Here is a 12228-nt window from a genome sequence, read left to right as displayed (position 1 = left end):
CCCCCAGGTCATCCGTTCGACAGAGGGGACACAGTCATACCGGGCCCGGAGGCCAGCGGCCCCATTGCAGGACCGCGAAAAAGATAACGGGGGGAGCGTCCCCTTGTCCCTTTATGTGGGCGGGACGTCCCGCCTGATAGAGGGCTTCGCGTCATCGGCAGCTCTTCCTGACGCCCAGGAATCCGGCGACCCTGCCGACAGCACCACCAAGAACTCCACCCTGAGGACACCCGATGACCCCGACGGCCACGACACCAGACCAGCCGCGCAGCGGCAGCTCGGCCCGTCTCTCCCGGCGGCCGCACCGGGCGCACGCCGTGGCCTCGGAGTGGATCAAGCTGGTCTCCATCCGCTCCACCCTGTGGACGCTGGGCTCGTTCGTGCTGGCTGTCGTCGGCATCGGGCTGCTCTTCGTGGCACAGTCTTCTGACGAGGGCTACACGATGATCTCCTTCACCATGCCCGCGCTCTTCGGCCTGATAGCCGGACAGGTCGCGGTGACGGTCCTTGGCGTGCTGGCCATCACCTCGGAGCACGGCACCGGGCTGGCGCGGACCACGTTCACTGCTGCCCCGGACCGGTACCGGGTGCTCACCCCAAGCACCTCGTCTTCAGCATCACAGCCTTCGTTACCACGACGCTGTCCATCTTCTTGGTGGGGACCGCCGCCATGCTCGTTCACCAGCGGGGCGGCAGCCGGTCCGCACGCCGCCCACGAGTGGCTGGGCGTGCTGCTCGGCTGCCTCTACCTAACCCTGCTCGGCGCGCTCGCGATCGGCGCGCTGCTGCGGCACTCGGCCGGGGCGATCGCAGTCACGCCCGCATCTTCACGCTGCCGCCGGTGACAGGAGCCGTGCCAGGCACCTGGGAGGCGGTGGCTCCCATCGGGCTGCCGGCCCTCCAGGACAACGGCCGGTGGCGCTGGACCAGCTGTTCGGCATCGACGAACGTGAGATAGCCCCGGTGCCCCGGCAGTTGGTACTCATCACGGTGGTGACCGGCGGCGCGGTGACCGCCTCTTACCCGGTTGCCCGGCGGGATGTCTGACAATGCTGTGGCCGGTCGGCCTGGCAGTGGCGGGGGCACCGCACTCTGGGGGCGCCGTCTGGCGGTTGTGCAGGCGCTGGCGGCTGAGTGAACGGGCCCCTGGCAGTCGGAAGTCTCAAGTGTGTTCCGGTCATGACACGAGTGGAGCGGTCGGGGGTGGGAATGACGTGGCGGCGTTGCATTCGTGGTAGGAGACGGTGCGGGGCTGGGGGAGTGCATCGAGGGCCTGGTCAAGGACTATGGGCGTGGCACCGGGCTGGCAGCCGAAGACGTGGACCAGACGTGCCGCGGGGTGGCCGGGGCGGTGGGGAGCGTCCAGGCCTGTCGGCCGGTAGTGGGGGCGGTGCGGTTGGGAACGCTGCTGTAGTCGCCGCCTTCGAGGGGGCGGACGTGGCAGGCGTCGAGCCAGACACCGTGTTCCGTGGGTTTTGGGCGGTCTCGGCTGTCGGGTGCCCAGAGGATGATGTCCACCCGGTACTGCCAGCCGCTCGTATAGGCGGGCCCGCAGTTCCTGGCCGTCGGGCAGTATGACCGCCACACGGGCTACATTCCCCGGCATTTTTCGGATCCCGCCCCTTCCGCACTGGCAAGTATCAAAGGCGGTCATGTCAGAGGCCGCGGCGAATCTGCTGGCTGTCATCGGCCAGAAAGGCCAGGTCATCGCCTGTTGCGGATTCGCGGCAAAGGGCCCCAGGATTCCGTGAGCACTTTCAGGCTGGGCTTCAGCTGAGGTCTTCATCAGGCTCCGACCTGCACATTCGCTGAAGGCGCGTCACCCAATCCGTGGGCGGGCTAAAAGCGCTCCGTGTCTGTGCGAGCTGTCCGGTTCGTACAAACATCGTAGGCGGGTCGTCGCGGATTCACTGCTGAAGGATCTCGCAGGGCTCGGAGGGCGGGGTGTTGCCAGCGGTTTTGGCTCGGTGTTGCAAGGCTGGTGGTGCGTTGGTTGCGGTTTTGCGCTGGCAGCGGGATTTGCCCTTGAGTATGTGACGGTGGGCGATGCCCTCGGCCTGCGGGAGGGGGTGCTCCGCTGGCTAGGACCTGCCCGTTTGCCGCCAGGCGGCTGTCAGCCTGTGGCTGTGGTGAGGCGGGCAGCGAGGCCGTCGAGCAGGGCGGTGAGGCCGAAGCGGAAGAGAGATTCGGGGGAGAGGCCGGCGCGGGCATCGGCCAAGGCGGGGAAGGCTCCGCCGCCAGCCCGGGCCGCGAGGCGATCTTCCTGGGCCTGCATCCGCTGCTCCCCGCTCACACCGCTGGAGCGGGCCGCCGCGGATTCCGGCTCCAGGCCCATGGCATGGCCGCGGACGTACGCGAAAAGGGTCACGGCCGCGTGCATCCGGGTACCGGCGTCCAGGCCGAGGCCGTCCAGGGCCGCCAGTGCCCAGTCGATGTGCCGTATACCGTTAGGTACCAGCAGCGGCTGGTTGAGGTTCATGGCGCCAGCCAGCCATGGGTGAGCCTGATAGAGGCGCCACTGGAGGGTTGCCGACAGCTCGAGCCGCTCCCTCCAGTGGGGCGGCGGCCACTGCGGCAGGGACTGTTCCCCGAAGGCGGCGTCGGACATCAGCACGACAAGGTGTTCCTTGCCGTTGACGTGCCGGTACAGCGACATCGCCGAGGTGCCCAGCTCCACACCGAGCCGGCGCATGGTCAGGGCCGCGAGCCCCTCGGCGTCCGCGATCTCGACCGCCGCGCGGACCATACGGGCGCGCTGCACCGTATCGTCTGCGGTGGGGCGGGGGCCAGGTCCGCTCGTCGCGGGCGGGGCCGTGACCACGGTGCCGACCCCCGGTAGCGCCCGTACCAGGCCCTCTTGCCCGAGCGTGGCCAGGGCCTTGCTCGCCGTGGCCATGGCAACTCCCCACCGCTGGGTGATGGCCCGCGTCGACGGCACCCGGTCTCCCGGGCGCAGCTCCCCGCATTGGATCCGTTCCCGCAGTTCGGCCGCGATGCGCGCATACGGTGCCTGTTTCCGCTCCATCTCACCCCACCCTCTGGTGCACTAGTACGGATGAACCCTTTATTGCACGAGTTCAGTCACCCCAACTCACTCTTTCTTCGCGGGATTTCCCTCCGTGCGTTGTACACATCTCTCCGAGAGTGGGTGGGGAGTAGACAAGGCTCAGAACCAGAAGAAGAACATAGCGTGTTGATCTCCGGCGGCAGCGTAGCGGACCCGACCCTGGCCCACTTCCTGCACCGCCACGGCTTCACCCCCACGCTCCTCGAGAGGGCCCCAGAGCTGCGAGACGGCGGCTACGCGGTCGTCTTCGGCGGGGAGACCCTCGACGTCGCGGACTGCATAGGCCTGCTGGGGAGAGCCTGGCGCGGGACACTGCCACGGTGGACGTGGAGGGCCGCCAGTACTCCTCCTTGCCGGCGGCGTTCGCCAGAGACCGTGAGGACACGGTGGCCCTGCCTGACGAGCTCGTCGGCGAGCTTGCGTTGCGACTTCGTCGTCCAGCGCCGCCGGCTCGGATCCCCAAGCACAATCCAGCTCGACCAGCGCCAACATTGCAGGTCGCAGCTCCGGATCAACCTCTGACGCCCGCTTGGCCCGCCCCTGGCCCGGCGGACCCAGCCCAACGGTTCGCCCTGGCCTCTAGGGCGTCCACACCTTGCGCACGTCCCCACGGTCCCGGCCGCTGACGCACTGGGACGACAACAACAGTGCGAGCTAAAAGCTGGAGCCTGGCCGTTTGCCTGATCGGCGCGGTTTCGGGCCGTTGCGGCACTGCCGGGTCAGCTCGGCCCCTGCTGGACATGCGAAGACGGCCCGCTCTGCGTGGGGTGGCCAGTTACTTCAACGAAGGCTCCGGGCGGTCTCAGGAGAAGCTCAGGGTTCGGCGGGGACGGAACCAGCCGGGGCTCGTTTTCCTCTTAACCCTTACGCGGGCGAAAGTCGTCCCGGCCTGGTAAGGGGCAGCAAGATGATCGAGGCAGTCGGCCTGACCAAGCGCTACGGCGCCAAGACCGCCGTCGACCAGTTGTCCTTCCAGGTCAAGCCGGGTCACGTCACGGGATTCCTGGGACCCAACGGCTCCGGGAAGTCCACCACCATGCGCATGATCGTGGGCCTGGACCGGCCCACCTCCGGTCATGTCACGATCAACGGCCGGCCCTTCCGGGACCTCCCGAACGCCCAGCGGCACGTCGGGGCCCTGCTCGACGCCAAGGCCGTGCACGGCGGCCGCAGGGCCCGTACGCACCTGCTGTCCATCGCCCAGCTCTCCGGGATCCCGGAGAAGCGGGTGGACGAGGTGTTGGCCGTGGTCGGGCTCCAGGACGCCGCCCGGCAGCGCACCAAGGGCTTCTCGCTCGGCATGGGGCAGCGGCTCGGCATCGCCACCGCCCTGCTCGGCGACCCGCAGGTGCTGCTGTTCGACGAGCCGGTCAACGGGCTCGACCCGGAGGGCATCCTCTGGGTCCGCAACCTCATGCGCCGGCTGGCCTCCGAGGGCCGTACCGTCTTCGTCTCCTCGCACCTGATGAGCGAGATGGCGCTGACCGCCGACCACCTGATCGTGATCGGGCGGGGCCGGCTGCTGGCCGACATGGGCACCCGGGAGTTCATCGCGCACAACTCGGCCGGATTCGCTCGGGTGCGCGCGGCCGACACTGATCCGGATGGCCGGGACGCGCTGGGTAGGGCCCTCACCAAGGCGGGCGGCCGGGTGCTCCAGGAACCCGACGGAGCACTGCGCGTGACCGGCCTGGAGCTGCCCCGCATCGCGGACCTCGCGCACGGGGCGGGCGTACGGCTGTGGGAGCTGTCACCGCACCACGCCTCGCTGGAGGAGGCGTACATGCGGATGACCCAGTCCGCCGTCGAGTACACCTCCACCGAGGACCCGCGGGCCGAGCTCTGGGAACCCGAACCGCTGACCCTCCCGGCGTGGGAGGAGGAACCGGCACCCCCGGAGGTCCCGCAGACGGGCTTCTTCGCACCGCCGCCGCCCGCGGCGGGCGGGCAGCCCTTCCTCATGCCCGGCCATCCCGGCGAGCTCACGAGCACCGCCAAGAATTCCCCCGAGGACACACGATGACCCCGACGACCACGACGCCGGAGCGGCCCCGGAGCTACAGCTCCTCCCTGCCCACGCCGCGGCCGCACCTGGGGCACGCCGTGGCCTCGGAGTGGACCAAGCTGGTCTCCATCCGCTCCACCCTGTGGACGCTGGGCTCGCTCGTGCTCATCGTCGTGGGCGTCGGGCTGCTCTTCGTCTCGCAGACCTCGGACGAGGACTACGCCGGGATCACCTTCACCACACCCGCCCTCTTCGGCCTGCTGGTCGGGGAGATCGCGGTGATGGTCCTCGGCGTGCTGACCATCACCTCGGAGCACGGCACCGGGCTCGCGCGGACCACGTTCACCGCCGCCCCGGACCGGTACCGGGTGCTCACCGCGAAGTACCTCGTCTTCAGCGCCACGGCCCTGGTCACCACCGCGCTGTCCGTCTTCGTGGTCGGGATCGCCGCGTCCCTCGTCCACGACGGCGCCGCGGCGGGCTCGCACGCCTACGTCGAGTGGCTCGGCGCGCTGCTCGGCTGCCTCTACGTGACCCTGCTCGGCGTGCTCGCGCTCGCGATCGGCGCGCTGGTGCGGCACTCCGCCGGGGCGATCGCCGTCATGCTCGGCCTCGTCACCCTGCCGCCGGTGATAGGGGCGATGCTCAGCAGCTGGGAGGCGGTGGCGCCGGTCGGGCGGGCCATCATGTGGCACAGTGTGCCCGAAGCGCTGAGCCAGCTCTTCGGCAAGGGGGGCGGCTACATAAGCCAGGCACCCAGCAACCTCTCACAGCTGATATTCATCGTACTGATCACGGTCGGCGCGGCGGTCGCATCGTATGCGAAGGTCGGCCACGGTGACATCTGCTGATTCCCAACGAACTTGTCAAGATGGGCTGGTGCCTTGGTGTGAGCGCATCGGCCACGTGGGGCGGGGCTGGATGTCGACGAGGTGATCTTGAAGGTCCGGCCGTCGCGGGAGGGGATGACGGCTTGAGGGTCGCGGTCGGCTCTTTTGCGTTCGTAGAACGACTTGGAAACGGGGCTCCATCGGGCAGCGACCTGCGCGGACGTGCAGAAGACCCGCAGCAGGTGGCATTTGGTGATTCTTCGGTAGCAGGAAGGTGGCGGCCGAATCGGCGAGACCGTCGACTGTGACGTCCCTATCGCTGCCGCCATCGACCTCGTCGACCAGTGCGTTGCGTTCCTCGGCCTCTCTTCCCGAGTCTTGACGCTCACCCGCTCGACGGCCGTGTCCGTGGTCGTCCTCGGGACGCCCGGCCTGGGCTCGTCCCACAGGCCGTCCGGACCGTCTTCCAGGAAACGCCTGCGCCAGGTGCAGACTGTTTTGGGGAGCGATCCGAAGCCGCCGTGACACCTCCATGATGGAATGGCCGTCCGCACACTCCAGCACAATTCGTGACCGCCGGGCCAAGGGGTGCGACGGCGTACCCAGCCCACCAGAACGGCCCGCTGAGCATCAGACAACGACAACGGCGGAACCTTCGGACTTTGACGACTCATATCCAGCAAACACGGAATCTCGGACACAGGTCAGTAGCCACGACTCACAGCCGATGTGCTCACGTGCCGCCCGCGTGATCAGTCTTGTTGCCGGTGAAACCGGGGAGGAACTGAGTGAACAGAGATCCCACGGAGGCGAGCATCTTCTCGATGTGCCTCTTCTCGAAGGGCGATCCCTTGTACGCGGGCTGGAGATCGATCTGGAGGAAGCGGCAGGACACGAGGAAGTCGCGTGACATGAACGTCTTCCCGTGGTTGCAGACGATCATCTCCGGGACGATCACCGGTCTGGCCGCGGGGTGTTCCAGACGTTCGTCGATGCTCAGCAGCCGTCGGTGCGGCAGCACTGAGCGGGACATGCTCAGGGCATCGACCCAGCCTGGCCGCATCAGCTCGGGGGTGACCGTGCGAGCCAGCAGCACGCTGGCATCCACCGCCTTCGTCGTCGGCCGCAGCACCGCCGCGGTCACCGTCCTGGTCGCGACGTCGATCATGCCCGTCAATTCGACCTTGCCCGCCACCCCGTCGTCCAGGCGGACCAGCACGTCCAGCGGGGTGGAATCGATCTGCATGACCTCGCCCGGAGCGAACGCGGGGAGTTCACCGAACGGCGCCGTCGCTCCGTGCGCCCGTGACCTGCGGGTCGTCGCCGAGCCCGTGGTGTGGGTCCCGGCGGTGAGCTTCGCGAGCAGCCGGTAGAGCATGCGGCGTGAGGGCAACGTCACCTCACCGTCCTGGCCGACTTTGAGGATCTGCTCGGTCCGCCAGAGCAGGAATGTGCCGGTGCGGGTGGAGGTATCGGTGGGCCTCGCTGATCGCCTGGCGCATCGCAGCCACGATCGTGTCGTCCACCGTGCCGTACTTCGGTGTCTTGCGGACCGGCCGGTGATCTGCCAGCCCCAGGACACCCGATGTCTCATAACGGCGCCGGTAGTTCCCGACCGTGCTCACGCTCACCCGGTGCCCGGCCGCGGTCAGCTCGGCGGCCGGCACGTTCGCGTGCGGTCAGCGAACGCGACAGAGCGTACTGCGATTTCGGCTCCGTGCCGACGGCGGCGTCCGGCGGCAGTCCGCGCAGGACCTCCAGGATGTGACCCTCCCACCACAAGGCCTTCTCCAGTGCCGCCTGCGCCAGCGCCTCCAGTAGCGACACCGGCGGCAGCGGCATCCGCCCCGAGCTGTCCACCACCTCGAAGTCGCCGTCGGCGAAGAGCAGGGCCGGTGGAATGGACCGCGGCGTGCCGCCCATGTTCGACAACGTCACCGACCGGCCCGAAACCGCCAGGACCAGCCGGACCTGTCCGTCGAACCGGACACGTTACCCGACCATCAGACCATCTGGACGTGTCAGCCGCCCCATCACAAACCCCTCGTCGTCGCATGCAGCACCCCGAGCAGCCGTGCGGATACCTCCGTGGCCAGGGCGCCGGACCACAGCAGATGGAACAGCACCGGCAGCACCCCCAGCGGATCCCCCACCCGTATGGCGCCAGCCCGCAGCGGCCCCGGTTCGCCGAAGACGTCCATCAGCACGGCGGCGCTCTCCGGGCGCAGGCACCGTCGCCGGCGGTAACGGGAGAGCCACCGCATGTTCGCCATCAGCACCGGATCCGGGACACCGACCCGGGCGAACTCCCAGCCAGCCGCCCGGCAGGCCCGCCCGGTGGCCGCGAACGCCTCGGCGGCCGCGTCATCGACACGGTCGGCCGCCCGTACATCGACGACCCGGCCTCGCCCATCGGCCAGGCGCCGAAGTAGTCCGGGGCATGACGACGGTGCCGTTGACCGTCGCCAGTGCAGCCAGAACGGCTGCGACGCCACCCCCGCCACCTGCGGATCGGCATCCAGCAGAATCAGCCGGTCCCGCTCCAGCCACGACTCGTACCCGATGTGCTCATCTGTCGTCGTGCAGAAATACCAGCCCGCGAAGCTCTCCCCGCCCTTCGGAACGGCCGCACCGGTGCCACCCGCTCGAACCGGACGCCCCAGCACGCGGCCAATGATCGCCTGGACACCGTCCTCCAGAAATCCCAGGTTAAACGCCCCAAGATCCGGATCTGCGTACGCATCCGCAAGCTCCTCCACCGCCACCCCAGACAACCAGCACCCCGCGCCACTCAAACTTTGATGGCACGAACTTACTGATGATCAACCTCCGATGGCAAAGATCAATCATCGCTGTCACAGGACAGCCCCATGGCACGACCCCCGATCACGCATCCATACCACACAACCCTGACAGGGTTAAATGCGACCTGACGGCAAGGATAATTCTGATAGGGTTCGCGGCGGAGGTGGAAATGGCCACGCAGGAAGAGCTGTTCGACGCGGTGGATGCACTGCTGGAGGGCGAGCCGCAGCTGCCGGCCCCGGCGGAGCGCGCGAGGCTGCGTGAGGCGGCCGGTGTCACCCAGGCCCGGCTCGCGGCCGCATTGAAGTCGACTCTCCAGACGGTGAAGAACTGGGAAAACGGCCGCTCAGAGCCGAGGCCGCCGCGTCTGCAGGCTTATCTGAGGCTGCTCGACGGCTGGGCGGAGCGGTACCCGGCACCAGCCGCCGTACCCGAACCTGCGGCGGTTTCGGAGACGTTCACCGGCCTCATGGAGCAGCCCGCCGCTGCGGTGCCGGTCCCCGACGTGGAGCCGGCCGCGGTGGCCGCCGCCCGCCCGGCGCCATCGTCCCGCCGTCCGACGCGGAAGACCGCCGTACCAGCCGCCTCCGATCCGCGGTTCCCACACGGGCCGCTCGCCGTGCTGGACGGCGACGGGACCGCGTACGGCATCGACGGGATCGTGCTGGACTGCCCCGCGACCACTTTCGTGCAGCTGGTCGAGTGGACCCTCAAGGAATCCGGACTCGGTGCTCCGCGGCTGAACCGCTCCGGGAAGGACTCCGATCCGCTGGTCGTCCTGACCGCGGCGGCCGCCGTGAAGCTCGGTCTGCCCGAACGGCTGGAGGGCCCGGAAGCGCGCCGCTCCCTGCGGCTCCCCGACGATCACCCCGTCGTCAAGCAGGTCACAAAGGGCAAGTGGAAGCTGACACAGCGCGGACTCGGTCCCTGGGCGCGCGTCTACCGTCCGGCGCAGGCCGGGCAGCGCCAATGCGTGCATGTAGCGATCCTCTCTTGGGACGCGCTCGATGCCCGCTCCTGGCCGGGCGTCGCGGACATGGAACCCGCCGAGATCGCCCGCGTGCTCGGTACATACGCGGCTCGGGTCCTCACGCCGCGCGGCTCCACCGCGACCTCAGGGCTGGAGCTGATGACCGCGCTGCGGCCACCCACCCGGGCCGTGAAGAACAAGAGCACCGGTGAGTGGGAGTCCGGCTACAACCCGGGCTCACTCGGTACCGAGCCGATGGACCCCGCCCCACCAGAAGCCCCGCAGGAACATCCCGTCGCGCAGGGATGGACCGGCGGCTTCCTCGACGAGGAGGCATACCAATGGGTCCGCGAGGTGGACCTGCTCGCCGATGAGGAGTGCCTGCTGCCCTACGCGATCGGCCTGGACCTGAACACCGCGTTCCTCGCAGCCTCCGCGCGCCTGGTCGTCGGGCTGTCCGCACCGGACCACTTCCACGCTCCCCGGTTCAACAAGAAGATCCCCGGCTCCTGGCTGGTCGACCTCTCCCACATCGAGCTGGACCCCCGCCTGCCCTCGCCGTTCACACCCTCGGGCCAGCGGCCCGAGGGGCCGGCCTGGTACCAGACCCACACCGTCGCCTATGCCCAGGAACTCGGCCACGAGGTCTCCCCCATCGCGGCGTTCCTGCGCAGGGAGACGGGTGCATATCTGGACCCTTGGCACGACCGCCTCAAGACCGCCTATGCCGACACGCTCGCCGACCTCGCCGTGACCGCCGACCTGGACGGCGGACAGTTCCTCACCGCGATGAAGACGCACAAAAACGTGGACCCCGGGATGGCGGCCGTCCTCGCCGCGATCAAGGCCACCGTCAAGGGCGGGATCGGCAAGCTCCGCGAACGCCCCCAGGGACGGCACTACCAGGACGGCGAGCGGTGGCCCGCGCTGGAACGACCGACCTGGCGCCCCGACATCCGCGCCGCCGTCATCTCCAAGGCCCGCGTGAACATGCACCGCAAGATGGCCAACACGGCGAAAGCCACCGGCCAGTACCCGCTCGGTGTTCTTTCCGACTGCGTCGTCTACGCGTCGTCCGGGCCGTCCCCGCTCGACTTCCTGCCCTACACCACCTCCGGCAAGCCCCTCCCCGGAGCATTCCGCCTCGGGTCGACGCCGGGCCTGGCGAAGGTCGAGGGCGTCCAGGAAATGGCGTGGGCGGTGGACCTCATGGAGAAGGGCCTCAACCCGGCCCGCCACATCAAGGGCGGCGACGCCATCCTCGACGACGGCGAATAGAACCGGGCCGTGCCCTTCGGCACCGTTGCCGGAGACCACAGTCGACAGGCCACTCAAGCTGCATAACCTGGACCCATTTGTTGAGGAGCTGAACCGTTGTGGGAGAGATCGAGGACGCCATCGTCCGCGCCGATCAGGAAGCCTTCACCAAGGAACCGCCCAAGACCTTGAAGGGCCAGATCAACTTCCTGCTGAAGCAGCTCAAGACGACCCGCGCGGTCGCCGCAGAGCTCGGAGTCAGCCAGCGCTCGGTGGAGCGCTACCGCAAAGGCGACCGCAAGACCCCGCCCCAGCCCGTCGCGCACCGCATCGACACAGCCGTACGCGCCCGCTGGCAGCCCGTGGTACGCGGCCGACGCCGCAAGGAAGCCGCCACCAGCACCGGCATCACCGTCGAGACTCGCGCCAGGTTCGGCTACACCGCACCCGTCGGCACCACGGACGACGGCCGCGTCCGCCGCCTCACCGTCCACCTCCCACCCGCCTACGCCCAGCGCCTCTTCGACGCCCGCGCCCAAGGCGCCGCCGACCGCGACCTGCGCGCGATCGTCGCCGAAGGACTGCAGGAGATCTACTTCAAGGACGGCGGCACCCGGGCCGACCAGCTCCGGGTCGAGTTCACCGACATCGACTACTTCGACGTCTCCTTCTGAACCCCGCCGCGGGCCACACTCGGACGCGAGCTGTCCGGGTGGGAGCCGCCCCGCGTGTGAGCGCGTCATCGGCAGGTACTACCCGGAAGAGCGGTGCAATGGCTATGCGGGGAGCCGCCTTCGGACGGGTTGCTCCCAGCCCCGTGGCACTGTCGACCGCGGGCAGGTTCCCCGGCTACCGTCACACGTCGCCGGTCTCCGCCCCGGTCGGCTGCATCCAGCCTTGCTCCGGCCTCTGGCTATCGGTGCTGATGCTGATAGGGGAAGCCATCGCACTAGCCGAGGACCCCGTGACCTGGGCCGTTGACCTGAATGTCGATGGTGCCGCACTTCTGGTTGCCCTGATGGCGGGCACAGTCAGCGTCTGTATCCCCGGCCGCAGTGGTCACCACCCGGCCCGCGGCCACCGGGCCCGTTCAAGGCTCAGTTTCTCGCACTGCTGGATCGGCAGCAAGGGAGTGGTAGGCGTCTCTCGGCTGCCACCAGGCTCTGGTGGACGGGGGTCGCCTGCGCTCCCGCATGTCTGGCACGGGGGGATATGGCGGCTCGCACTGGACATGCTCGGCGGGACCCGATCCTGGGGTATCGAGGTGCCGGTGACCATTGCGGACGCCGGTTAC

General features: G+C 68.8%; 11 protein-coding genes and 1 pseudogene. 6 read left to right on the top strand and 6 right to left on the bottom strand.

Annotated features, from left to right (window positions below):
• The first annotated feature begins 233 nt into the window (after positions 1–233).
• Positions 234–845, top strand: a complete 612-nt coding sequence (locus ACFYP3_RS35615) for a hypothetical protein (protein ID WP_388842043.1) — start codon at positions 234–236, stop codon at positions 843–845.
• Positions 846–915: 70 nt separating this feature from the next.
• Positions 916–1047 (top strand): hypothetical protein, encoded by a 132-nt coding sequence (locus ACFYP3_RS35610; protein WP_388842041.1) that lies wholly within the window; start codon positions 916–918, stop codon positions 1045–1047.
• 1066 nt (positions 1048–2113) lie between these two features.
• On the opposite strand, the gene ACFYP3_RS35605 is transcribed toward ACFYP3_RS35610, so the two are convergent.
• The gene (locus ACFYP3_RS35605) at positions 2114–3025 is read right to left on the bottom strand and encodes a GntR family transcriptional regulator (protein ID WP_388842039.1); all 912 of its coding nucleotides are present in this window, start codon (positions 3023–3025) and stop codon (positions 2114–2116) included.
• A 389-nt stretch (positions 3026–3414) separates the two neighbouring features.
• A pseudogene (locus ACFYP3_RS35600) lies at positions 3415–3633 on the bottom strand (ISAzo13 family transposase); the annotation flags it as partial.
• Between the two features lie 341 nt (positions 3634–3974).
• Here ACFYP3_RS35600 and ACFYP3_RS35595 point away from each other — a divergent pair.
• A complete protein-coding gene (locus tag ACFYP3_RS35595; protein WP_388824431.1) occupies positions 3975–5090 on the top strand; it encodes an ABC transporter ATP-binding protein in 1116 nt (371 codons plus the stop codon).
• Entirely contained in the window at positions 5087–5923 is an 837-nt protein-coding gene (locus tag ACFYP3_RS35590) for an ABC transporter permease (protein ID WP_388842037.1), read from the top strand. Before ACFYP3_RS35595 ends, ACFYP3_RS35590 begins: the two co-directional genes overlap by 4 nt.
• On the opposite strand, the gene ACFYP3_RS35585 is transcribed toward ACFYP3_RS35590, so the two are convergent.
• The 4 genes from ACFYP3_RS35585 to ACFYP3_RS35570 all read right to left on the bottom strand — a co-directional run bounded on the left by ACFYP3_RS35585 (position 5812) and on the right by ACFYP3_RS35570 (position 8667).
• Positions 5812–6576 carry a helix-turn-helix domain-containing protein gene (locus ACFYP3_RS35585; RefSeq protein WP_388842045.1) on the bottom strand — a complete coding sequence of 255 codons (765 nt, stop codon included), beginning with the start codon at positions 6574–6576 and terminating at the stop codon, positions 5812–5814. The two genes, ACFYP3_RS35590 and ACFYP3_RS35585, sit on opposite strands and share 112 nt — an antisense overlap.
• A 59-nt stretch (positions 6577–6635) precedes the next feature.
• Positions 6636–7301 carry a hypothetical protein gene (locus ACFYP3_RS35580; RefSeq protein ID WP_388842035.1) on the bottom strand — a complete coding sequence of 222 codons (666 nt, stop codon included), beginning with the start codon at positions 7299–7301 and terminating at the stop codon, positions 6636–6638.
• Between the two features lie 191 nt (positions 7302–7492).
• Complete coding sequence (locus ACFYP3_RS35575; protein ID WP_388842033.1) at positions 7493–7825, bottom strand: hypothetical protein; 333 nt, start codon at positions 7823–7825, stop codon at positions 7493–7495.
• A gap of 110 nt (positions 7826–7935) precedes the next feature.
• Entirely contained in the window at positions 7936–8667 is a 732-nt protein-coding gene (locus tag ACFYP3_RS35570; protein WP_388842031.1) for a TnsA-like heteromeric transposase endonuclease subunit, read from the bottom strand.
• Positions 8668–8876: 209 nt separating this feature from the next.
• On the opposite strand from ACFYP3_RS35570, the gene tap reads away from it, so the two are divergent.
• Together tap and tpg are read left to right on the top strand one after the other, a co-directional pair.
• A complete protein-coding gene (tap, locus tag ACFYP3_RS35565; RefSeq protein WP_388842029.1) occupies positions 8877–10955 on the top strand; it encodes a telomere-associated protein Tap in 2079 nt (692 codons plus the stop codon).
• A gap of 98 nt (positions 10956–11053) precedes the next feature.
• A complete protein-coding gene (gene tpg / locus ACFYP3_RS35560; RefSeq protein WP_388842027.1) occupies positions 11054–11608 on the top strand; it encodes a telomere-protecting terminal protein Tpg in 555 nt (184 codons plus the stop codon).
• Positions 11609–12228 lie beyond the last annotated feature (620 nt).

This window comes from Streptomyces sp. NPDC005533, assembly GCF_042871845.1.
Taxonomy (GTDB): domain Bacteria; phylum Actinomycetota; class Actinomycetes; order Streptomycetales; family Streptomycetaceae; genus Streptomyces.
This window is presented reverse-complemented; position numbering and strand designations above follow the sequence as displayed.

What these genes read in the sequence shown, in the direction of transcription:
- ACFYP3_RS35615 (WP_388842043.1), top strand. Translation starts at nt 234, where the DNA reads ATGACCCCGACGGCCACGACACCAGACCAGCCGCGCAGCGGCAGCTCG.
- ACFYP3_RS35605 (WP_388842039.1), bottom strand. Translation starts at nt 3,025, where the DNA reads ATGGAGCGGAAACAGGCACCGTATGCGCGCATCGCGGCCGAACTGCGG.
- ACFYP3_RS35595 (WP_388824431.1), top strand. Translation starts at nt 3,975, where the DNA reads ATGATCGAGGCAGTCGGCCTGACCAAGCGCTACGGCGCCAAGACCGCC.
- ACFYP3_RS35590 (WP_388842037.1), top strand. Translation starts at nt 5,087, where the DNA reads ATGACCCCGACGACCACGACGCCGGAGCGGCCCCGGAGCTACAGCTCC.
- ACFYP3_RS35585 (WP_388842045.1), bottom strand. Translation starts at nt 6,576, where the DNA reads ATGAGTCGTCAAAGTCCGAAGGTTCCGCCGTTGTCGTTGTCTGATGCT.
- ACFYP3_RS35575 (WP_388842033.1), bottom strand. Translation starts at nt 7,825, where the DNA reads ATGGGCGGCACGCCGCGGTCCATTCCACCGGCCCTGCTCTTCGCCGAC.
- tap (WP_388842029.1), top strand. Translation starts at nt 8,877, where the DNA reads ATGGCCACGCAGGAAGAGCTGTTCGACGCGGTGGATGCACTGCTGGAG.